At 37.6% G+C, this 24,517-nt stretch carries 18 protein-coding genes; 12 read left to right on the plus strand and 6 right to left on the minus strand.

The window, feature by feature from the left end; genetic code table 11:
- The first annotated feature begins 6 nt into the window (after positions 1-6).
- The 5 genes from VJ786_RS05035 to VJ786_RS05055 are packed head-to-tail and all read left to right on the plus strand — an operon-like array spanning position 7 to position 7,816.
- Positions 7-741 (plus strand): DUF4843 domain-containing protein, encoded by a 735-nt coding sequence (locus VJ786_RS05035; protein ID WP_336557373.1) that lies wholly within the window; start codon positions 7-9, stop codon positions 739-741.
- Between the two features lie 31 nt (positions 742-772).
- Positions 773-2,311 carry a PKD-like family lipoprotein gene (locus VJ786_RS05040; RefSeq protein ID WP_336557374.1) on the plus strand — a complete coding sequence of 513 codons (1,539 nt, stop codon included), beginning with the start codon at positions 773-775 and terminating at the stop codon, positions 2,309-2,311.
- A 50-nt stretch (positions 2,312-2,361) separates the two neighbouring features.
- Positions 2,362-4,608: an ABC transporter permease subunit gene (locus VJ786_RS05045; RefSeq protein WP_099367907.1), complete on the plus strand. Its 2,247-nt coding sequence runs from the start codon at positions 2,362-2,364 to the stop codon at positions 4,606-4,608.
- A gap of 3 nt (positions 4,609-4,611) precedes the next feature.
- Positions 4,612-5,547 (plus strand): ABC transporter ATP-binding protein, encoded by a 936-nt coding sequence (locus tag VJ786_RS05050; protein WP_099367906.1) that lies wholly within the window; start codon positions 4,612-4,614, stop codon positions 5,545-5,547.
- A gap of 1 nt (position 5,548) precedes the next feature.
- Entirely contained in the window at positions 5,549-7,816 is a 2,268-nt protein-coding gene (locus VJ786_RS05055) for an ABC transporter permease subunit (protein ID WP_336557375.1), read from the plus strand.
- 2 nt (positions 7,817-7,818) lie between these two features.
- On the opposite strand, the gene VJ786_RS05060 is transcribed toward VJ786_RS05055, so the two are convergent.
- A complete protein-coding gene (locus tag VJ786_RS05060; protein WP_099367904.1) occupies positions 7,819-9,855 on the minus strand; it encodes an FUSC family protein in 2,037 nt (678 codons plus the stop codon).
- 517 nt (positions 9,856-10,372) lie between these two features.
- On the opposite strand from VJ786_RS05060, the gene VJ786_RS05065 reads away from it, so the two are divergent.
- On the plus strand, positions 10,373-11,872 hold the full coding sequence (locus VJ786_RS05065) for a TlpA disulfide reductase family protein (RefSeq protein ID WP_099367903.1): 1,500 nt from the start codon (positions 10,373-10,375) through the stop codon (positions 11,870-11,872).
- 104 nt (positions 11,873-11,976) lie between these two features.
- Here VJ786_RS05065 and VJ786_RS05070 read toward each other — a convergent pair whose 3' ends face one another.
- Positions 11,977-12,378 carry a GlcG/HbpS family heme-binding protein gene (locus tag VJ786_RS05070; protein WP_336557376.1) on the minus strand — a complete coding sequence of 134 codons (402 nt, stop codon included), beginning with the start codon at positions 12,376-12,378 and terminating at the stop codon, positions 11,977-11,979.
- A gap of 147 nt (positions 12,379-12,525) precedes the next feature.
- On the opposite strand from VJ786_RS05070, the gene VJ786_RS05075 reads away from it, so the two are divergent.
- From VJ786_RS05075 to VJ786_RS05095, 5 genes are all read left to right on the plus strand, one after another.
- Entirely contained in the window at positions 12,526-13,422 is an 897-nt protein-coding gene (locus tag VJ786_RS05075; protein WP_099367901.1) for a helix-turn-helix domain-containing protein, read from the plus strand.
- 67 nt (positions 13,423-13,489) lie between these two features.
- Complete coding sequence (locus tag VJ786_RS05080) at positions 13,490-15,379, plus strand: ATP-binding protein (RefSeq protein ID WP_099367900.1); 1,890 nt, start codon at positions 13,490-13,492, stop codon at positions 15,377-15,379.
- Positions 15,372-15,971: a response regulator gene (locus tag VJ786_RS05085; protein ID WP_099367899.1), complete on the plus strand. Its 600-nt coding sequence runs from the start codon at positions 15,372-15,374 to the stop codon at positions 15,969-15,971. The genes VJ786_RS05080 and VJ786_RS05085 overlap by 8 nt, the downstream gene beginning before the upstream one ends.
- Positions 15,972-16,142: 171 nt before the next feature.
- Entirely contained in the window at positions 16,143-19,004 is a 2,862-nt protein-coding gene (locus tag VJ786_RS05090; RefSeq protein ID WP_336557377.1) for an outer membrane beta-barrel protein, read from the plus strand.
- Positions 19,005-19,051: 47 nt separating this feature from the next.
- On the plus strand, positions 19,052-19,645 hold the full coding sequence (locus tag VJ786_RS05095) for an HD domain-containing protein (RefSeq protein WP_134777648.1): 594 nt from the start codon (positions 19,052-19,054) through the stop codon (positions 19,643-19,645).
- A 230-nt stretch (positions 19,646-19,875) separates the two neighbouring features.
- Here VJ786_RS05095 and VJ786_RS05100 read toward each other — a convergent pair whose 3' ends face one another.
- The 4 genes from VJ786_RS05100 to VJ786_RS05115 all read right to left on the minus strand — a co-directional run bounded on the left by VJ786_RS05100 (position 19,876) and on the right by VJ786_RS05115 (position 23,047).
- Positions 19,876-20,079: a YwbE family protein gene (locus VJ786_RS05100; RefSeq protein ID WP_099367896.1), complete on the minus strand. Its 204-nt coding sequence runs from the start codon at positions 20,077-20,079 to the stop codon at positions 19,876-19,878.
- 38 nt (positions 20,080-20,117) lie between these two features.
- A complete protein-coding gene (locus VJ786_RS05105) occupies positions 20,118-21,173 on the minus strand; it encodes a 3-oxoacyl-ACP synthase III family protein (RefSeq protein ID WP_099367895.1) in 1,056 nt (351 codons plus the stop codon).
- Positions 21,174-21,336: 163 nt separating this feature from the next.
- On the minus strand, positions 21,337-22,320 hold the full coding sequence (locus tag VJ786_RS05110; RefSeq protein WP_099367894.1) for an alpha/beta hydrolase: 984 nt from the start codon (positions 22,318-22,320) through the stop codon (positions 21,337-21,339).
- A gap of 70 nt (positions 22,321-22,390) precedes the next feature.
- Complete coding sequence (locus VJ786_RS05115) at positions 22,391-23,047, minus strand: hypothetical protein (RefSeq protein ID WP_180268518.1); 657 nt, start codon at positions 23,045-23,047, stop codon at positions 22,391-22,393.
- A gap of 448 nt (positions 23,048-23,495) precedes the next feature.
- On the opposite strand from VJ786_RS05115, the gene VJ786_RS05120 reads away from it, so the two are divergent.
- Entirely contained in the window at positions 23,496-24,377 is an 882-nt protein-coding gene (locus VJ786_RS05120) for a macrolide 2'-phosphotransferase (RefSeq protein ID WP_336557378.1), read from the plus strand.
- Positions 24,378-24,517 lie beyond the last annotated feature (140 nt).

A 24,517-nucleotide genomic window follows, 5' to 3' on the forward strand; every position in this document is an offset into this window, starting at 1 on the left:
ATAATTATGAAAGCTAAAATAATATCAATCTATAGTCTATTATTAGGTGGATTAATAGCGTTTTGGAGCTGTGAAAAATCAGAACCTACCGCATTTAATTCCAAAGCGGCCATCATATTTGATTATTCAAATTCCGTCGGGGCCAACAAGATAAATTTTTCCTTTCTGGGAAAGCCTGAGCAAATTGGAGAAATCCGAATTCCTGTCATTGTTAATGGATTTCCGGAGGACAAGGATAGGGTTTTTGAAGTTAAAGTAATCACTGATACGATTACCAATGCGGAAAGCGCGGATTACCAGATTGAACAGGGAATAGTCCATGGTGGAAAAGTTAGGGACACATTGATTATAAAGGTTCCAAAAACTGAAAAGCTGGAAACAGAGGTTTTAAGATTGTTTCTTCAAGTAAAGGAATCGAACGATTTTGATGCAGGAATAATTGAACGTCAGTTTATCGAAGTTTCCTGGAGCAATCAAGCAATTATGCCTACATGGGGAGTTTATTTTAGAACATTTTTCTCTTCTGTAGGAAGTACTAAAGCCTATCGGATTTTTGTTGAAACCACAGGGTTGACCAATTTTGCAGCAGCAGATTTTAGGCCTTACGGTCAGGCTGGAGCAGAAGTGTTAGGTAAGAAATTCGGTGATTATATCAGGGCCTGGAATGCAGCAAATCCTAATGATATCCTAAAACACGATGATGGCACCCAAAAAGGAAATCCAATTGTCCCTAGGTATTAATTTCGAATTATTTACCAATAATTAAACGAAAATGAAAACTATAAAATATACATATAGCTTATTGATCAGCCTAGTTTTTTTGCTGTTTTTTGCTTCTTGCAAGGATGATCTAAGTAGCTTAGATACAAATAAATTGTCGGATATTAAGGTAGATACTGTAGGCCAAAGCACGCTATCCGTATTTCAATTTGATGAATTGGTTCTAGATCCAAAAATTTTAGGAATTGGTCCTAATGATCAGTTGACCTATGAATGGACGATAAATTTGGAGCCATGGTCTACAGAATATATTACCATAGGAACAGAGAAAAAACTGACTTATGAAGTAGGTTTTGTACCTACTAACCTTGACAGGTTGCATCAGATCGTTTTAAAGATTAAAGATGAAAAATCTGGGGTTACATATATTCAAGATTGGCCATTAATGATTCGGAATGGAATTGGTGAAGGATTGGTAATTGTGGAAACTTATGATAATCAAAATACGGATTTGAGCCATATTATGTCTCCTTTAGTGACACCTGATTTTAATCAGGAGAAAATACGAACTAAAATCTATTCAGCAGCTAACGGTACTAGCATTCCTGGTTTAGTAAATTCTATGATTTTTACAAAATTAGGATCCAGTAATGTATTATTAGGAGGAACTTCTAACTCTCTTTTTGCTATTAAAACATTGGATTATTCCTTGGGCGATCAAAATGAGAAATTATTTTATGCACCTCAAGATAGCTATGGGCCAGAAAAGCTAGTAAATTTCGTGCAGAACGAGATTATGATCCATAAGGGAAAATTATATGCGAATTGGTTGCAGATTTCAAAATTTGGGTTGCCTTTCCCAAATAATTACAATATCCCAACTATTTTAGGAATAAATAACCGCTATGATTATCCAAATATTTCCTTAAACTTTTATAGTGAGGAAAAGGGTCATTTTGCCTATCAATATTCCTTTGCTACCTATGGTGATCGTGGTATGCGACCAGTTCCAGCTGCTACTGTACCTTTCAATCCAAATGATCTTCCAAATAAACAGAATATTGCGGCAGGAATAAGTAACCAAGGTGAATTTATTCATATCCTTAAAGATAAATCTACACAGAAATATGGATTATATATATTAAGTGCGGGAGGATATGATAGTGAAAATTGGGTTCCAACCCCATCTGTTCCAAAGAAATTTATGGACCTGTCCAATGCGCCAGAAATAGACCAAGCCATAAAATTTTTGATATTAGATAATCAGCAAGTGATTTTATATGCTACTAAGACCAAAATTTATGCAATCATGTATTCTGCATTAAATCCTGCCTATAGCTTGCGATATACGGTATCATCCGGAGAAGAGATCACTGCTTTAAGTGTCTATTTACAAGCTGATTATCCAATGGTTAATCGGGAGAATTTCTCAAGAAATGGCAAGCAACTGATTTTAGGAACTTATAATGGTACCGAAGGTAAAGTACATGTTCTTCCACTGATTAATGAGGGAGTGGCAAATATCGATCAGGCGAACATTAAAACATATAATGGTTTCGGAAAAATATTATTTACCATAACACAACTTTAAACCAGATAGCCCCTTAGGCAAAAATCTTTGGGGCTTTCATTTTTGATATTATGAGGAAAATTTTAAAGATCGCACGATTAGAATTGAACATTCTGTTCTATTCGCCAGTGGCCTGGGTCGTCATGATCATTTTTTTGATCCAATGTGGAATATCCATTATGGATCTTATACAAGTGAAGGAAAGTGACCAACAATTAGATAAAGTAATACAGTCTGTTACGATTGATGTTTTCTCAGGTAATAAAGGGTTTTTTCATTCTGTTCTTAAATACACTTACCTATATATCCCTTTACTAACTATGGGTATAATAAGTAGAGAATTAAGTTCAGGTTCTATAAAATTACTACAATCATCACCTGTTACCAACTTTCAAATCGTGATTGGTAAATATTTGGCCTTACTTGGCTTCGGCTTGTTTTTCATCCTGGTTATTTTCGGAATTGGATTTACAGCCAGCCGTTTGATTGATAATTTTGATTGGGGGATCCTCTTGGCTGGTATGGTAGGAGTCTATTTGTTAATTGCTGCATATGCTGCGATTGGTTTATTCATGTCCAGTTTAACATCCTATCAGGTCGTTGCGGCGATCAGTACGTTAGCTATTTTCGCTGGATTGAATTTTATTGGTGAAATAGGGAAAGGAAATGAATTTGTTAGAGAAATCACTTATTGGTTATCCTTGCAAGGACGGACTGACCATTTTATAAATGGGATGCTTTCCAGTCAAAATATAAGTTATTTTGTTTTGGTAATTACTCTCTTTTTAGGTGTTACAATCATGCGATTGAATGATGGTCGTGTTATCCGGTCTGAATTGCAAAAAGCGGTGCGTTATATCTTATTAATAGCGTTGATATTATCGGTAGGATATTTTACTTCTAGGCCTACAAATTGGCATTTTTGGGATTTGAGTAGATTTGAAGCGAATACATTAACCCCAAATAGTAAAGAGGTCATCTCCCATTTAAATCAAAAGATTAAAATGAAGAATTATGCAAATATTCTTCATCCACATGGAAGATTGGGGACACCGAAATGGCGGAAATTTGATTTGAAGCAATTTGATATGTATACCCGGTATATTCCAGAAATGGAAATGGAATACATTTATTACTATGATTATGTGCCTTTATATGCGGATAGTTCTATCAATTTATTGGAAAAGGCTCAAAAAGCAGCACTTGCCCATGAAATCGATTTTGACCAATTATTATCCCCGGAGGAAATCAAAAAACAGATCGATTTATCTCCCGAAAGAAATGCTTACGTTAGATTCATCCATCATGGTAAGGATAGTGTTGCTTTAAGAATGTTCATGGATGCAACTGGTTATCCAAACGAATCTGAAATCACCTCTGCTTTAAAGCGATTATATACTAAAGTTCCGATTGTTGGTATACTTAAGGGGCATGATGAACGAAGCGTAACCAAGATAGGTGATAAAGCATATAATACCATTACCACTGAAATTGGCCAAAGAGCTGCCTTGGTGAATAATGGATTTGATGTTAAAGAATTAGTAGCTAATCAAATCGATAGTCTGGGTGGAAAGTTGGCGGTGTTAGTTATTGCCGACCCATTTACTTCTTATTCTGATGTTGAACTCGCAGCTATCCATCGATATATTGACCAAGGAGGTAATCTGTTACTATCCATTGAGCCTGGCAAGGAAGCTTTAGTTAATCCAATACTAAAGAACATTCCGGCAAAATTTGAATCTTTCCAATTATATCAAAAAACAAAGGATTTGGAAGCAAATGTTCTCGTCGGGCGGGCAGCTAATAATGAGTTAAGTAAAAGTTTTTATGATAATCCCAACGCCGTATTGTCATTCGCAGGAAGCACTGCTATCCGCATGGATAGTAACTTAAATGGTTATAAAAATGAAGAATTGGTTATGAGTGGAAAAAGTCAGGTATGGAAAGGTAGATTAGCGATAGATACCGTTTTCCAGAAATCTGATTCTATACCTTATATCCTAGCTACTGCTTTATCTAAAAAAGTCAACGATAAGGTACAGAAGATTGCTTTGTTTGCAGATGCTGACTTTATGAGCAATGCAGAATTAGGCCGCTTCAATCTAAGAAATGACAATGGTGGTTTTACCATTAAATTATTTAAATGGTTCTCTGATGGAGAGTTTCCAGTAAATACCAAAAGACCAGAATCGATCGATAATAAAATTTTAGTGAAAGCTGGAACATTAAACAGCATAAAATATATCTGGGTATTCATTCTCCCAATCGTTATCGCTTTGGTAGGAGGTTATTTATTAATTAGCAGAAAAAGAAAGTAAAAAATGAGTACGAGTATAGCAACAATAAAATCATTGTCCCATAGATATTCAAGAGATTGGGCAATTCGTAATATTAACTTTGAGGTTACTGAGAAAGGGATTCTTGGACTATTGGGTTCAAATGGTGCAGGTAAATCAACCACGATGAATATTCTTTGTGGGGTAATCAACCAAACGGAAGGAGAGGCCCTAATTGATGGAATAAATATTAGACAGCACCCGGTGGCGGCGAAACGTTTAATCGGTTTTTTACCTCAAAAGGCACCTCTCCATTTTGAATTGACCGTGAATGAATATTTAACCTATTGTGCCAACCTGAGGGATATTCCTGCACAAGATATCCCAGGAGCTGTGGAAGTAGCCAAAAAGAAATGTGGTATTAGCCACTTTAGTAATAGATTGATCAGTAATCTTTCTGGAGGTTATCAACAACGTGTGGGGATAGCCCAAGCAATCATTCATAATCCAAAATTGGTGGTGTTGGACGAGCCTACTAATGGTTTGGATCCAAATCAAATATTGGAGGTAAGAAAGTTGATAAAAGAAATAGGGGAAGAACGTTCGGTCATTCTTTCTACACATATTCTTAGTGAAGTTCAAGCCACCTGCGATAGGATCATCATGATTGAACATGGAGAAGTGGTATTTGCGGATACGATGAATGCCTTTAACAATTATATTGAGCCCAATTCATTAATGCTCCATTTAAGCCATGCTCCAGATATAAAGGAATTGGAGGATTTGGCATTTATAGATCGCATTGAGGAAGTAGAAATAGGACAGTATCGTGTGTTTTTCAACGATCCAAACCAGGTAACTCAAAAATTAATTCAGCTAAGCGCCGACAAGGGATGGGGGTTAGCGGAAATCTATTTAGAAAAAAGTTCGTTGGATGGGGTTTTTGCACAATTGTCGGCAAATACTAAAGGAAGGGAATAGCATGCGAAAAATCATAAAAATTGCACGTTTAGAATTAAGCATTTTATTTTATTCGCCAATAGCATGGATAATTCTGGTCATCCTTTTTTTGCAAGGAGGATTAGCCTATTTTGATATGCTTTATAGTCAGGAAACCCAGCAACAACTAGATAGGGATCTAAGTGTCTTGACTCGCGTCATGTTTGCTGGAGAAAAGGGGATGTTCTCCACGCTGATAGAATACCTTTATTTATATATTCCATTATTGACCATGGGTATCTTCAGTAGGGAGTATGTTAGTGGTTCAATTAAATTGTTGCAGTCCTCGCCTGTTACAGCTACACAAATTGTTTTAGGTAAATATCTTTCCATTGTTATCTATGCCTTTATTGCAGTAGGTATGCTGGGTCTATATGCGGTTTCAGCCTATTTTTCTATTGAGCATATGGATGTTAAATTTGTGCTTTTTGGACTATTGGCTCTTTTTCTTTTAATATGTACGTATTCTGCTATTGGTCTGTTTATGTCCAGTTTAACTTCCTATCAGATTGTAGCAGCCATTAGTACTTTAGCTTTGCTTGCGTTTTTAAATTATGCTCAAATCCTTGGAGCGAAATACGATGGCTTTCGTGAGATTACGAATTGGTTATCCGTAGGAGGTAGGGCAGAGGAAATAGTAAATGGATTGTTAACAACTAGGGAGATTGCTTATTTCTTGCTGATCATTTCATTCTTTCTCATGGTCACAATTCTGCGAATTGTTCAGGAAAGATCAGGTACGAAAACTATAATTAAGACATTACAATACATGGCTTTAGCAGTTGTACTTTTAGGAATTGGATATATAACATCTCTTATTCGTTTTACGGGTTATTATGATACTACTCAAATTAAGGATAGAACCATATCAGCATATGGACAATCAATTGCCTCAAGAATAGATGGGCCTATAAAGTTAGTTACTTATATCAATGTCTTAGATCGAAGAGCAGAATATGCTTCACCAAAAAATCGTATAAGTGATTTAGCAAATTTTGAATCTATTAATAGGTTTATTCCTCAGCTTGAGATGGATTATGTCGTTTACTATGATAGTATACCATATTTAAAATTGGATTCAAATGAAACTTTTCTTAGCAAATCTGAAAAGGCTGCGGATGCCCTAGGGATAAATTTCAAGAAATTATTGACCCCGGAGGATATGAAAAAATTCCCCGAAGTTGCTCTTGAAAATAATACGTTGGTTAGATTTTTTGAATATAAAGGCAAGCGGGTTCCCTTACGCATGTTTGATGATATGTTTGTGTATCCAAAAGAAGGGGAAATCAATGCTTCCTTAGTAAGATTATTGGATGGGCCTGCAGTTCTTGGACTTTTATCTGGGAAAGGCGAGCGTGGAATTGATAATTATGGAAATGGGGAATACAGTATTCTTTTAAATGGTCAGACTGTTAGAGGCTCATTGATCAATAGAGGATATGAAATCCAGAAGTTGAATGCATCTTCCTTAGATGATTTTAAAGGTGTGGGCATTGTTATAGCCGACCCTAGAGAACCCTATACTACCGAAGAATTAAATTCGATTTTTCGTTATATAGAACGAGGAGGCAATATTTATTTATTAGCTGATCCACAGGGAAGTAAGGAATATCTGCAACCGATAGCAGAAAAATTGGGGCTGAAATTTATGGATGGCACTTTAATGCAGGATAGTGAAGATTATGATGTGGATCTTCTGCGTTTGTATCTCACGCCGGAAGCTGAGGAAAATGGATTTTTGTATTATAAAGGCGCAAAGTTGGTGATGAACAAAGCTATGGGAATTGAACCATTAACCGACAACAAGGGCTTTTCAAGGGTAGTATTGATGCGATCAGATGATAAGGATACTTGGAATAAATTGGGAACCTATGATCTGAATTTAAAGAAAGAGGTTTTTATGGAAGGGAAAGATGTTCGGGTTTCTGTTCCTACTGCGATGAAACTTTTGCGAAAGGTGAATGGAAAAGATCAACATGTTTTTGTATTCGGAGATGCTGATTTCATAAGTAACGCGGAACTTAACCGATTTAATATTAATTCTATTAATTCCCTAGTTGCGGGAAGAATCTTCAATACTATTAGAGATAGAAAAGCACAAGTTGGTGCGGAGAAAGATAAAGCGCCGGATGTGATCATTAAGTCAAGACGGAAATCTATCAATACTCAAAAGTTAATTTATCTTTTGATAATACCAGTGCTAATTGCTGTGACAGCAGTTGTCGTGCTTAAGCGCCGAAAAAGAAAATAATACTAACGTTTGTTGTTTGAGTTTAGTATGGAAAGGTCCTTCTTAATGTTGGGCCTTTCTTTGTTCTTATGGAGCTTTTTAGAAAGCGTTTCAGCTTCTGCTATCAATGTATCGATATATGCTGTCCGCTCATTCATCAGCTCCGGATGGAGCACAAAACCCAATTTGGTCCTATTGATGGACAAGCCAACTAGTAAGGCATTGATTCTATAAGCCAGGGTCTGGAAATGCTCAATCTCCTTTTTATGGAGTCTTCCTTGGATTGGATCTTTGGCAAACTGTTCCAAGGAATCATAACTTAGGGCCAATGCAGATTGGGTGAACTTTCTCACCAATCTCAAATCATAATAACTCAGTTCCTGAACCTCATAACTCTCCTTGATCTTTTGGAAGAAATTCCGGAAGTGGTCCAATAATCGGTTGGTCTGTTGCTCAATCGACCGATAATGATTGATCGGGATAGCAAGACATCCCAGTACAGCAAATATGGACCCCATTAAGGTAAAGGCAAATCTACTTCCCAGAATATCCTGAATGGTTCCTTCAAAGGTATGTTGGCCGATCAGAATGGTAATCGTGATGAAAATAACACAGACCAAATAATTTGGTTTGTTGAACAATAAGAACAGGTAAAGGCAAAAGATCGCTATCCCCATTAGGATAGTGAAATCCTTGATGATCAACAAAATCAAAAGGCTGATGGCTATTCCGATCAAAGAACCCACTATCCGTTGGTAATTTCTTTTTTGGGTAGTGGTAAAACTAGGTCTGGCCACCAAAATAATGGTCAGCAAGATCCAGGAAGCATACCTGTATTCTGGAAGCGCATAACCGATAACACCACCTAACATCAATAAAATTGACATCCGGACTGCATAAGAAAAAATCGGCGACTTGAAGTTGAAATTGTTAACAAGCGTTTTGAAATCACTATCTGGTGCCACAAAATCCTTAAAATTCTTACTTTCTACCCAGCTATGATCCGCATCCAAAACCTCCTCCTTGATGTCATGAAGGATATTTGCGATCTGTCCTAATTGCTTGGCAATGGAAATGATCAATTCTTTTCGGTGAAAATCAGCAATGAATTGGTCAACTTCCAGTTGTACCATGATTTTCTCAAACTCTTTCTTCCTTTTCAGATTGGAAGACTTTGATTTTTTTAAATAATTCAATTCTGCAGTTTCCTTGGATAGGATGGCCAAGGCACGACGAATAAGGGATAAGGTATTCCCTGATTTCAGAAGCTCCCGGATCCTTTCATAATCCTGATCTACCGCCATTAACAATTCGTAGAGATCAATGAGTTTATAGAGCTTGGCAAGCCATATTTTGGTCCGAAGATCTTTTTCAGAATGGAGGTTCTTGTTCCTCAGCAATAAGGACCGTACAGCTTCCAGTTGATCAGAAACCTTGATCTGTAATGCACTGAGTTGTTTATAGGTTTTGGGAAGTGGAATTTCTTCGTTGTAACAGTCAATTTTTAACCTGATGAGTTGGGATAAACTCGTGATACCCGATTGCACCGCAAATCTGAGGGAACGATAAGGAAATAGATAGACCTGCAGTAAACTCAGGATATAAAAACAGATGGCTCCTGCAGTAACTGAAAGACTGAATATTAGAGGATCTTCAGGCCGTAAGCCAATGGTAAAGCTGGCTACGATCAATCCGAGATTCCCAATGAAATTGATCCGGAACCCTAATAAAGCTATAAAAGTGTAAACAAAACCAAAAATTCCTAACAAGAGAACAATGATGGGAGAATGGTTTGCCAATGCCAGGGAGATACTGATCGAGGTAATGGCAAAAACCGGGATACAGTAAGCAAATGATGTCCACTTATCTTTTTTTGTTCCTGGCAGATCGGTTAAGCAGGCGAGTAGAACCCCAACAGCAAAAGCAATGGCGACATGCCCATCAAATAGGTAAAAAACAAATAAAGAAGGGATAAGGATAATCAAGATATTGCGTAATGCATCAAAGCTCGATTCGGTTTTTAAGAAAGAAGATATTTTAGAAAATACGCTCGTTGCCAAATTATATAAGGATATCTATTGTTTTGTGGCTGCAAAAATACGAAAAAATAAAATAGCAGGAATTATATGCGGTGTAATATATTTATCATAAAATATTATTTTGATGGAGAGGGGTATTGGTGCCCTCTAGGTCACGAGGCTAAGGTTTTCTCTTCGTTTAAAGAATTTTGTTCGGAGTGAGATAGACTATTTTTAGAATGAGTATAGTAAGATTGTTTTAGAATAAATACTCTTCTTCTATGAAAATAAATTAACATTTTTTTTAAGATAATTTAGAGTTCAAAATCGTAATTTTATACTGAATCATTAACCATTCAATATATTAGCTGTTTTCAACGAAAAGGAAGGATCGAAAAATTTTACGGATAGGAGGGACAATATTCTGTTTTATACGTCTATATAAACAGAATGTGCTAGGAGAGGTAAAATATATCGAAAACCTTACAATCAAATAAGAAAAAACCTAATTACATTTGAGAAATGAATTATTAATCTAATAAAACCAGTACAATTTAATATGAAAAAAAGTGTTATCTCACTTGGGATTTTAGCTGCGGCTCTATCATTTTCACAAGTGCAAGCTCAAATTGTGAAACAAAAGGGCATAACCCAGGAGGAATTAGTAAGACAAATCAATGAAATTGCTAAAGAAAAGGATACGAAAGTTCGTGATGCTGCTTTAACAAAAGAAGCAGAAGCAATGATGGCTAGTAAAAATGAAGAATTTGCTGGCATGGCTAGCTCTTTATTCCGCTTTATAGGTAATGCTGATAAAGCAGAAGAGGCTGATAAATCCCTGATAAAGCGTTTTCCTAAAGGTTCTAAAGCAAGACTAGATGCTTACAATGCCATCTTCAAAACAGAAGGTATTACAGCTGTAGAATTGGAGAAACAATTGACTGCTTGGGAAAAGAAATTCCCAGCAAAATCCTTTAAAGAAGAAAATAGAGCTATCTATGCACAAGGAAAATCCAGATTAGCAGGTCTATACTTTAAAGAAAAGAATGCTGCAAAAGGGAATGAAATTCTTCAATCGTTAAAATCTGAAGCAGCGTATGCGCAATTAGCGAGTTCCGTAGCCAGTGGATTGGTTAGGGAAAAGGATTATACCAATGCTGAACCAATTTTAGCAGACATCTATCAAGCATCTTATGATGCTTACAACTCTGCTGATGATAAAGTTAAATCTAGTCCTACAGCGAGAGCATATCCTACGATTGCAGGAAACTATGCACCTGCTTTGATCAATGGAGGGAATGCAGAAAAAGGTCTTCAGGTGTATGAAGGTCTATTTAAGGTTGATCCTTATTATTCTTCTGCTCCAGTTTATGTATTGGGTTATGCAGATGGTATCCGTAAGACAGGAAGAGACCTGGATGCCTTTTTGTTTATTGATAATGCGTTGATCCAAAATGGTAAAAATGATGGTTTGATAAAGGTTCAAAAAGAACTTTATGAAAAATTGAATGGAGCGAATGCTAATTTCGATAATTACCTAGCCTCTGTTGACAAAAAAGGTGAAGAAGCCATGATTGCCAAATATAAAGGGGAAATGATCAAAAAAGAAGCACCTTTGTTCTCTTTGGTGGACCGCGACGGCAAAACAGTTTCTTTGGCAGATTATAAAGGAAAAGTGGTAGTCCTTGATTTCTGGGCAACTTGGTGTGGTCCATGTATCAATTCATTCCCAGGCATGCAGGCTTCTGTAAACAAGTATAAAGACGATAAGGATGTAGTATTCTTGTTTATTGATACTTGGGAACGTGGAGATAATTATAAAGATTTAGTAAACGATTTTATCAAGAAGAACAATTATACCTTCCATGTGCTTTTCGATGAGATGAAAGATAGAGAAAAAGCGGCTGTTACAGCCTACGGTGTAAAAGGAATACCTTTTAAAGCTGTAATCGATAAAGAAGGCTTCATCCGTTTTGAATCCTCAGGTTCATCACCAGAAGTGGACAAAATTGTAAAAGAAATGACTGTAAAGATTGAATTAGCTAAAAACGCGAAATAATCAATCATTTCAAGACATAGTAAAGGAGCGTTGAATTTTCAACGCTCCTTTTGTTTTTCAATAGTAGAATGAAATACCTTGAATATTCTTTGTAAGAATGGTTTTTATAGAGCTTTTGCACCTGCAGAAGCCACCTCGTGATCATCTTCCACAGTACTTCCACTCACGCCGATTGCCCCAATGATAGTGCCGTTGTTTTCCTTGATGACAACACCTCCTGGAAAGGTAATCAGTCCATGGTTGGAATGTTCGATATTGTAAAGGGCTCCACCTGGTTGTGATAATTTTCCTATCTCCCCGGTATCCATATTGAAATACCTGGCCGTTCTAGCCTTTTTCTGAGAAATATCAATGGATCCTAACCAAGCATCGTCCATCTTGTTAAAAGCCACTAGATTGGTTCCTGCATCCACCACTGCAATATTCATTTTCACGCCTAATTCTTCCGATTTCTTAATGGCTGCATCAATGATTTGACGAGCTTGTTGTAATGTGATGTTACTCATAGATATAATTTTTTAAGTTTATGAGTTAAAGTTATTACATAATTTTACCTCACGCTAAAAGGATAGTCTCAAAGAATAAGACAATAGTTTCAGAAATATTTGAATATCTTCGTATGATAAATCCACGGAATCTATCCATAATACCCTATGAATTACACGGTTGAACTTCTTTCTTTACAAACTCCGGAACACCTTCGTTCTGGACAGGAGCATCAAAACCGGTTTGACTGTGGTGATTTTGAGATCAATATTTTTGAGACTTTCCAATCTTCCCTTAAAGTGAAGATAGTATATCCCGGACTGACCATTTCAAGTATGATCAGGGGAAAGAAAACGATCTATACCAATGCAGGTGAGCGTTTTGAATTCCAGCCGGGCACCTCGCTGGTCCTTCCTGAAGGAGAGACGATTTACGCTGATTTTCCGGAGGCAGATGCTAAAAATCCGGTGCAATGTGCGACCATCCTGATCCCGCAAGCTACGTTGGAGAAACAATTGAAATACCTGAATAAAAACTATAAGGAAAACGGCCCTTGGGAGTTGGATTTCAGGCATTTTCATTTCAATAACAATGTAGGTATTGTCAGATCTTTTAATGAATTATTGCAGGCCATCAATCAAGAAAAGAATAATTACCCGCTTTTTGATCTCATACTTAAATCCCTTTTCGTCAGGTTGATCACTGCTCAACAGGAGCATATACAGGTACACGAATTAGGGAAATACCAGCAACAGTTTCTAGATGTCAAAAATTATATCAAGGAACACTTGCATCTTGCAATCAGTACCGAACAACTGATGGATATTGCTAATTGCAGTAAAAGTACCTTGTTTCGGATTTTTGATGCTTATACAGGTAAAACACCTGGGCAATACATTATGCAGGAAAGATTGGCAAAGGCCTGCAATATGCTGCTGCAAGGAGAATTGTCTATTGCAGAAGTTGGATATAGGTCGGGATTCAATTCATCCAGTTATTTTGTTAAACAATTTAGGGCGATGTACCAGTGCACGCCAGGGGAATACGTTAAAAAATTCTGTTAACTGGAAAAATATAATTTTGATAATTTAATTCCAGAAGACTATATTCGTATAACCTAACTAATTGTTAATGAAAAATCTTCCATTATTGTTATGGATGATATTTGTTTTTCAGGTTACTGCCTATTCGCAGGATACCTTGAAAGTTCCAGGAGCCAATGACATTCGTATTGTTCAATATCTAGGAGAATATGTAGATTGTAGTGGAAGGGAAAGGGCGATACAGGTTGTTGAGAAATGGAAACAAGGCAAATTTCAGCCTATGCCAGCAGGTTCAGTTGTAAATCGTGGAATCACGGATTGTACCCACTGGTTTTCCATTAGCATTTCCAACCAGTCTAAATACCGGGAGAACTATTTGTGGAGTTTCTACAATGATGGTATTAAATTCAGCCTATTTGAGATGGCTGATTCCTCCAATTTCCTCATATCGAGAAGGGACCAATCCCATTTTATGAAATTAGCGGACCGAGAAGTGCCCTTAAGGTCGGTAAGTTTTGAAATACCACTGGAAGCAGGCGAGACCAAAAGTTTTTTGCTAAAAACAGAAGTGTTTGGACGGAAAACCCTGTATTTTCCCACCGATATCAGTACCAAAAGTGATATTTTAACCTATGAGTTAGGATTATCTTTTTTATTGGGAAGGTATTATGGCTTTTTCTTTTTTGCCATGCTTTTTAACTTATTCCTCTTCATCATTCTGAAGAAACGCTTCTATGGCATGATGTTAGGCTACATCAGTTGCCTTGTGGCTTTTAATACCGTGGAGTACCTACATGATGTCTACCTCATCCCTTCATATATTTATGAAGGCTGGGCTAGGATCCCAAAATTAAGCTTCCTGGCTTTGACCTTATATTTCAACGTACATGTGTTTATTGCTTTTGTTCAACAGGATAAGTTTTTGCCCAATTATAGCCATCGTTTGAAACTGCTAAATCGGGTAGCACTCATAGCAGTCTTTTTTTATTTATTGTTGAATTTGCTGCTGCCTCAACATTCCCAAATACTGGAATATTTCCAATACTTTTTTGTTGCGGTGCTGTTGATGCAAACTTTCGGACTGTTGATGAATATCTGGATCGCTATACGACAAAGAACTCCTTTTATCATGCATTACCTGTTGGGGAATACATTGCTTATTATATCCGTACTGCTGTACTTGTTCAGCTCCCTTAATTATATTCATATTCCTCAATTTATACGGCCTGGGAACATCATATTCGCATTTGCAGTAGAGGTTATCTATTTGATGATCGTATTTACGGTGAAGTATAAACAGGATTTTGAGTTTTTCAAGCGAAGTATTGAACAGAGTGAAGAGAAGAGAAGGCAGTTGGCCCATGAACTGATCATTACCCAGGAAAAGGAACGACTAAGGATCGCCCAAGATGTACACGATGGTATTGGGGGAACAATCCAAGGACTTCGTCTGCTTCTTTCGAAAGAAAACCTACAGCAATCAGGTAAAGTTCAAGAAATGCTAAAGGGGATAAATTTTGACTTTAAAAGACTGATACATCAGATTGCCCCTAGAAATCTGGAATTGAATGGCCTTTTTGAAACCATCCGATCAGATGTACAAGCTTTTGCCCATCAATTTGAAATCCATCTATCCTGTATAGGGAATGAATATCACATTCCCTGGGACATGAAGGTTCATGTGTTCAGAATCTATCAAGAATTGCTGACCAATGCGGTTAAGCATGCTAAAAATGCCAGCTTGTTTGAAGTTGATCTGGCCGTGGATGAATCGGAAGTCCGTTTGATGGTTCATGATAATGGTCGCTCCGAAGAAATTGATATGGGTTTGATAGGAAAGGGGATAGGGATGGGGATGTCGAATCTCCGATCCAGAGTTGATTATTATGATGGAAGTTTTGATTTTATTATTAACAAAGAGGGCTGTTCGGTAAATATCGTTTTGCCACTTAAAAAGAAAGGGATTCAGCATGATTAAATTGGTCAATATTGATAACCACCGGTTATTCTCTGATGGTCTTCACGCGCTTTTAGCGTCGGAGACTGATATGGTCCTTTTACAGCGCTATTCAGATGGAAATCATATCCGAGGGATGTTAAATCAACATGAACCTGATATCATTTTATTGGATATGTATTTGAACGAGCGGTCTGGGATCAGTATTGCCAAGGAAATCAAACAGATTCGACCTCAGGCTAAAATCATTATTTTATCCCTGGAGGTCAACCAAGCTTTTTTCGCGGAATTGAAAGCTATCGGCGTAGAGGGCTATATTTCCAAGGAATTGGATGCGGAGGATTTAATCAGTGTTATTCGTAAGGTATTTGAAGGGAAAAGCATCTATGGCGATGAAAAAACATTGCATAGTACCTCCGAATCCATCATGAAAAATGATTTTGGACTAACCGATCGGGAACTCGAAATTTATAAATTGATAAAAGAAGGAAAATCCAGTCAGGAGATTGCAGAGATCTTGCACCGTAGTGTCATGACGATTCGCACCCACCGAAAGAATATCCGTCAGAAATTAAAATCAAGGATCCGCAATCATGATGGCTTGTTCGATTGATCAAGGCAGGTTCTAAAAGGACTAAACAAAACCCAATAGTTAAATTTATGTTATTTTTTCTGATTAACATTTATGTTACAGAAAAGTGGCTGATTATTTTTTTACATTTAACGAAAATTTTAAAAAAAGGTTTTTGATGTCTACCAATTATGACAATAAATGCTTTACTATATGAGGCATTTATTAAAATTATTTTTAGTTTCCTGCATTTCTTTCCTTGCTTTTCAAGCGAATGCCCAGGAATTCGGGGAGTTGAATGGTACAGTGATCGATAGTGCCCGAAATGCGGTTGAAGGTGCCAAGGTTTTTCTGATATCCGGAAAAGATACACTTAAGACTTCCAGTAATAAGAAGGGTGAATTCAGCTTTAAAAAGGTGAAGATTGGAACAGCGGAATTGCAGGTTTCCAACATATCTTCCGAAATGGAAGTGCGCAGCGTCGAAATCTCTGATAAGCCAACCACTGTACGTATCGTGCTCAAAATTAAAACCATTCAACTGGAGGAATTGGTGATCAATAAAAAGCCCAATCCGATTACGATCAAAAAGGATACAGTAGAATACAATGCGGCGGCATTTGATGTCTTGGAAGGGGATGATCTCGCCGACCTCATCAAACAACTTCCTGGGCTGGTGGTGGATGAGAACAACAAGGTGGAATCCAATGGGAAGCCGGTCATGAAACTACGTGTGAACGGGGAAGATTTTTTTACCAATAACCTGGATGATTTTATCAAGAAATTGCCGGCTGAAATAGTTTCCAAGATCCAGATCATTGAGGATTATGGTGATGAAGCTAATTTCACGGGGGTGAAGACCGGAGAACCTGGTAAACTGATCAATATTGAAACGAAGCCGGGCATGAACAAGGGCAAGTTTGGAAATGCCAATGCCGAGACCGCAAGTAACGATAAGGCAGAGATCGGTGGAGATTTTAGTTTTTGGAAAGAAAAGCAACAAAATGGCGCTCGATTTAACGTGATGACGGAGAATAATGGTGCGGGTATCAATCAATCCTTTAATCTGTCTGTCAATCATCGGAATAAATTCAAGGAAAAAGGGAATTATAATTTTGGATATAATGGGCGTGGAAATCTTTCTGCATTTACCAATGAATCCTTTGTCGAAACCGTAAGTACCATAGGGACCTATTATAACAATTCGAATAGTGAAGGAGATAATGGGGGATCGAACCATAATCTTACTGCAGGATTAAATAATAGAACGGATAAATGGTTTATCAATTCAGACATCAATCTGGGTTTTGGTAAGATGACCAATTCCAATATTTCGGCAAACAATCAAACCGGAGCGATGAAACAGGGTTTTCGGAATGAAAACGAAAATACTTCCAGAACCCCGAATGTAGGGGTTAGCCTGATGTTGAACCGCAAATTGAAAGAAGGTAAAAAATATATCTCGGGTAATTTCCATTACAATCGTAGCAGTTCAGAATCCCTGCAATCCATTTTGAGCAATACCCTATATTACGATCAAACTTCTGGCGATCTTTTAAAGGACTCCTTATTGCATCGGAATATTACGAACGATAATAAATCGGAGTCGTTAAATTTCAGTACCGGATATAATTTTTCCATCGGAAAAAGTAAGAAGGATTCTTTATTGCGTAGATCGATCAGTTTGAACTATCGGTTTAACTTCTCCAAATCGACCAACAATTTGGCCACTTCGGTACTGGATACAGCCAGTAGGGATTTTTATTATGTAGATTCCTTAAGCTCCTACATGCGGAACCAGGTCATCGCGCAGACCATCGGAGTCAATTATAATTATTCAAAGCAAAAGACCAATTTCTCTGCAGGAATCAATTTCAATCCCTTGTTGCAGAAGAATTATTATGCGCAGTTGGATCAAGAAATTGAGAACAATTCCCTCAACTTTTCACCTGTACTGAATTTTAGCACTCAGGTAAAACCTGGAAAAACAATAGCTGTGAGCTATAATGGTAGAAACTCGGCACCCTCCCAATTCCAATTACAGCCAATTCCAAATACTCGGAACTTGCAGAATATCATCATCGGTAATCCTGATCTGAAACCATTTTTTTCGCATAATTTCAGTTCGAATTATAATTTCGTCAAACAGGAAACGGGAAAAAGCTTGATGGTATCTGCCAATTTCAGTACCATTCAGGATCAAGTGGTGGAGAATATCATCATCCTACCGGATACCCTGGGTAGTTTTAAAAGGGAAACGCGCTATATCAATGCCAATGGAAACTATAATCTGGGAGGTAATTATACTTTTACTCTGCCGATGAAGGATAAGAAGTGGCGCTTAACTTACGATGGTAGTATCGGCGTTTCCAATAGGATCCAATATATTGACAATGAAGGGTATTCCAATGAAGGATTGAATTATTCGCAGGCCCTTTCCATGAACATCAATTTGAAAACGGTAATCCTGACTACCCGATTAAATTATAATCAGGTGAACAACAATAATATTGTTGGACTTTCGAACATGATGGGTTTTGGAGGGGGAATGGATCCGGTGTTCAATATTGGACAGATGACGGCAAAGAACTTCTTCACGACCAAATCATTTGGTGCTTCCTGGAACGGTCGATTGAACCTTCCAAAGGTAAAGATCAATAGTAATGTTAATTACTCCTTTAGCCGGAATGAGAATCCATCCCTACAGGAATCCATCCGTAAGCTTCATAATCTCAACATGGCAGTAAATGGTCGGGTGGAATTCCTGAAGACCTATCAGGCGGAATTCAACACGAGTAAACGGATCAATACGGGCTATGCATTGGCGAATCAGAATCCTTTGTTGATCGGATTGGGCATCACCAAGATGTTCCTGAAGAACAAAAACCTGTTTTTATCAGCTCGGGTGAGTGATCTACTGAACCAAGGGAATATGTTGAATAGACAGGTGATGGGTAACTCCATTATCGATTCCAGAACGAATGTGATCACGCGGGTATTTTCCTTGAACCTTCGGTACGATCTTTCCAGATTTGGCGGACGAGGTGTACATATTCGGGTAGACCCTGATTTGTAATAGCTTGTTATTATTTCGGTATATTTGAATCCAACATTCACATTACTATGATTCCTGAAGACCTGATCAAACAGATAGCATTTATAAAAGAGATCGATAAACTGAAATATATCGAAAGACAGACGCGACTATTGAACAGCAATAGGAGGGAGAATGATGCGGAACATAGTTGGCATTTGGCGATGATGGCTATCGTATTGCAACAGCATGCCAATGAAGAAGTGGATGTCCTTAAAGTGGTTAAAATGGTTCTGATCCACGATATCGTGGAGATCGACGCTGGCGATACCTTTATCTACGACAGCCTAAAAAGCCATGATAATACGGAGGAGGAGCGTCTAGCGGCAAAACGGATATTTGGAATATTACCGAAGGAACAAGCAGAAGAATTTACAGCAATTTGGGAAGAATTTGAGCTTGGAGAAAGTATGGAGGCAAAATTTGCACGTACGATGGATAGATTGGAGCCCCTGCTCCAAAATTACTCCAATAATGGCGGTACCTGGAATATGCCTGGGGTTACTTACGAGAAGGTCTATGCAAAGAAAAGCGTCATGAAATATGGTTCCAGCAGCATTTGGGATTATGCTGAAGGACTGATTCAAGATGCGGTTGAAAAAGGGATCTTAAAGAAATCCTAAACAGGATTTCTTTAGCTCATTAATTTCTTATTTTTTTCACCAAAACGACAGCTAAGGTTAAAACAGCTATCAATAAGATTAAACCTACAAGAATAATTAATATTTCGTTTGTGCCAATGTAAGATAGATTCATAATTTTTGTCTTTAATATGGTATATCGAAGGTAATTAATCTTGAATATAATTCAAATAGCGAATGACTAATATTTTTTGGACAAAAAAAGAGGAAGACTAATCTTCCTCTATGATTTCTGCTACTCGGCCAATCTGGCCATCGGTTAATCTTACTTTAATTCCTCGGCTATGGTATGCGGCTGAGGTTAATATGTCTTTCACAATACCTTCTGTTAAATTTCCAGATCGCTGATCCTTCTTGAGAATGATGTTAACGACTATGCCTGGCTTGATATTGCTTCTGCTATTTGGATCGCTCATGATAATTTCTTTTTACAAAAATAACTCAATTTCCGAGATTATAAACGGTAAGTAAAAGCATTGATGTTCATACCAGCTCCAACTGAAGCAAATAAAATCACATCACCCTTGTTTAATTCATGTTTTTCCATCAATCCTTTGATGATCAAATCGTATAAAGTAGGGATAGTCGCCACACTGCTGTTCCCAAATTTATTGATCGTCATCGGCATAATGTGTTCTGGTGGAGTCATATCATACAGGCCATAGAAACGTTCAACGATTGCTTCATCCATTTTTTCATTGGCCTGATGGATCAGGATTTTCTTGATGTCGGTAATGGCAATGTTTCCTTTCTCCAAACATTGCTGCATGGCCAAAGGTACTTTGGTAAGTGCAAATTCATAGATCTTGCGACCTTTCATTTTAATATAACGCGTATCCTGTTCTGCCTCTTTATTGTACGAAGGGCCAAAGAATAGATAGCCCGCTTCGTTCAAGGCATAGGTAGCACTTGCATAGGATAACATCCCCTCATCAGCTGTAGTTCCTTCAACGACTACTGCACCAGCTCCATCTGCATAGATCATCGAATCACGATCGGAAGGGTCTATTAAACGGGATAAGGTTTCCGTACCGATTACCAAACATCTTTTTGCCATTCCGGAACGGATAAAGGCATTGGCTTGTAACATTCCTTCGATCCAACCTGGACAGCCGAACAATAAATCATAGGCCACACAATTAGGATTTTCAATACCTAATTTCTGCTTAACCCGACTGGCCAGGCTAGGTACTGTATCGGATTGGATAGTACCAGAAGGCACATCTCCATAATTATGGGCAACAATGATATAATCCAGGGTTTCCTTGTCCACTCCAGCGTCTTCGATCGCTTTTTCGGATGCAAAGAAGGCAAGATCTGAACTGACCAATTCTTTGGAGGCATATCTACGCTCTTCAATCCCGGTAATATCCTTGAATTTACGAATGATAGATTCTGGGTTTTTGATTGGCGAGCCTGCTTCATCTAAAAAGATATGGTTCTCGAAATCTGCATTTTTTATCTTGGTATCAGGTATAAAGCTACCGGATCCGACTATTTTGATGTTCATGTTCAGCAAAGGTAAATTTAATGTTAAAGCCTTTATTTATTCTAAATATATTACAATTTAGTCAATTGAAAGCATAAAAAACAAAATATTATTCTTTTTGTCGTGAACCGTTTGTTAAAATGGTCTACCAGTAGCTCTATTTTTACTATTTTTTGAATTGAAATTAGCTTTTGAATAATGCTTTTTTCAGTGCTTGAGCAGCTTGCTCAACCGAACATTTGACGGCTTCTATATGATTTAATGGATTTAATAAACCATAATCATGGATAAAACCGTTGTATGTTTGGATGGTTGTTGGAACGCCCGCTTCATCGAGTTTCCTTCCGTAATCCAAGCCTTCATCAAATAGGATGTCATTTTCAGCCAATTGAATCAATGCTGGTGGCAAATCTTTCAATTTTTCCAAATCTGCTTGGAAAGGTGATGCGTAGTATTCTTTTCTTTTAGCTACATCAGGCAAATAATTATCCCACATCCATTTCATCATGCCAACAGTTAAGAATCGGCCTTCTGCATATTTCTTCCAGGATTCCCGTTCGAAATTCGCATCAGTAACCGGCCACAACAACAATTGGAATTTTATTTCGGGACCTGATTTATCTTTTGCCATCAAACAGGTCACTGCCGACATATTTCCACCTACACTATTCCCAGCCACGGCGAGGTTCTTGCCATCGACACCAATTTCATCACCATGCGCTGAAACCCATTTGGTTGCGGCATAAATTTCATTGATGGCAGTAGGGTATTTCGCTTCCGGAGATCGGGTATAATCAACGAATACGGCTGCGGCACCACTTTGAACCACAAGATCCCTAACCAATCTTTTATGTGTTGGGTAATCTCCCAATATCCACCCTCCTCCATGAATAAAGATGAACACCGGTAATTTTTTATCCGTAGTACCTTCAGGTTTTACTATAATTGTTTTAACAGTTAGTCCGTCCTGTTCGATCGTTTTTTCTTCTTCTGTGATTCCGGAATAATCCACCTTTACGGATTTCTGGGCATCTTCCAATACTTTTCTGGCATCTTCTGGTGCCAATGTTTCCAGTGGTTTATCACCGCTATTGTTCAATCCATCTAGAAATTCGCGTATTTCTTTGAAAATGTTGGGGTCTTTTTCTGCTTTGATCGTATCAGCCATAATGATTGTTTTAAAGATTATTTTTCAATAGTTTCTTTATTAGTAACAATCTGTAGGGGTGATGGTTTTTTCATTGGAGGATTGCAAGTACGAAGTTTTTCCAAAAGTCTGTTCTGGGAATAATCATCAGCAACAGGATCTCCGCTATCCAACATCCTAAAAATAGGAGGTAGGGGCTTTTTAAAATAGGTTTTTGATAATTTATTTTTTCAAAAATAAGTATTGAAAAGCTTACTAGAATAGGGAGTAGGCTAGCTGCGAGTAATCCAGATCCTGGATGGATCTGATTAAGTAATCTGGACATTCCAGGGTTTAGGATTACCAGGGAACAAGCAATAATAAAGGCAACATGCCATCGCTGATTTCTTGAATTCATCATAGCAATGGTAAAATAGACCCCTAAAGATAGGGCATCAATAAACCCGATAAAGGAGGTCATCAAGGCTTTTTGTATGGAATATTCAAATTCACGTTCTGTTTGTTGCAAAACCAATAATAGGATACTAATAATCAAAAGCGGGATGAGGACGTAGGCAGTTTTACCTAATGATCGATGCAATCTCCTTTTTCCTTTTGCTATCAGGATTGGCTGGATGATGAGTAGCACAAACCAACCTACAAATCCAATGAAATGGAGGTGGATCAGTAAGGGGAAATGTGAGAAATTGGGGAGGTGGCTAATATAAGAAGTATAAAAACCAGCTAGGGAAATTAATATAATCAGCATGAAGAAGCTGAAAATGAGCTTTATATTCCTGTCCATAAGATGTTGATTGGTTAATAATTGGACAATATGATAGTTATAAAAATAAATCATTTTAATTTTTAAAATGATTTTATAAGATAAATTTATGAAATACTAAATTATCTTAATCCTTTGGTAATAAATAATTTAAAATAAATGGTATTATTTGATTAAATTATCATAAATTTATTATAGACTAATTCAATCATATGTTAGCATTTATCGATTATTCCGCAAACCCATTGTTAACAGTAATTTATATAATCCTATTTATCCACGTTTATTTTGTAGTGCGTTACTGTGTGGGTAATATTATTATTTATCATGATCGCACTCCCGCGGAACGCTTCCTTGATTTTCTGAAGGTGGTTTTTATTCCTATCGTCGGATATATTTGGGTCTTGCGATCTCAAGCAAATGACTAACCAATATGATTGACCAAGAGATCAAGCACCTCGCAAAAGAACATGGCTTAGCCTTAATCGATCAGATCCATTTCAGTGAGATGGGTATTGATTTTAGGGTCGGAATGGCGAAGGATATCCAAGGAAAAGAATGGATATTAAGAATCCCTCGACGCCCTGAGATGCTAAAACAGATCCAGGAAGAAAAGAATATCCTAAGTTTTGTCCAACCCTTTTTAAAGGTAGAAATCCCTGATTGGGTCATCAGTACAGAAAGGTTGGTTGCCTATCCTGCTTTAAAGGGAAAGCCCGTTTTAACCTACGACGCCTCTTATGCAGTGAAATGGAACATGGACCAGCATAATCCGCATTTTGTTCCTTCATTAGCCCATACGCTCTACGACCTGCACCAGATCCCTGCAGAGGATGCTAAAAAGAATCACATAAAAATGATGGATGCCGGAGATCTCAGACCTGAAATTGATAGCCGCTTAACCCTGGTCAAATCAGAGCTTGGTATTTCGGAAGAATTGGAATCAAGATATAAAGCCTGGCTGCAACAGGATGCATTGTGGCCTGATTTCACAAGTTTCATCCATGGCGATTTATATGCAGGACATATTTTAACTAATCAAGCTGGAGAAATTACAGGTATTATCGATTGGACGACCGCTCAGTTTGGTGATCCATCCATTGACTTCAGTGGCCACTTAAATGTCTTTGGTGAAGAAAGCCTTAAGGAGTTGATCCAAACTTACGAAAGGTTGGGAGGGAAGACATGGGACAAACTATTTGAGCAAACGGTTGAAAGAGCAGCCGCATCCGCGCTTGCCTATGGATATTTTGCTATCCTGACACAGGATGATACCCACATCAAAGGAGCTAAATCCTTATTGGGTGTTTTATAATTTTTTAACGACCAAAACTTTCACAAAATAAAAAAGAGGCTGTCTCCTATGTTTGTGTCAAGCAAATGTAGGAGACATTTTTTGTTTTATAGATTTGCTGTATTTAGTGAAAAGAGGGAGAGCCTAGGGCTGTCTTAGTA

The organism is Sphingobacterium tenebrionis (assembly GCF_037126265.1).
Classification (GTDB): Bacteria; Bacteroidota; Bacteroidia; order Sphingobacteriales; family Sphingobacteriaceae; genus Sphingobacterium; species Sphingobacterium tenebrionis.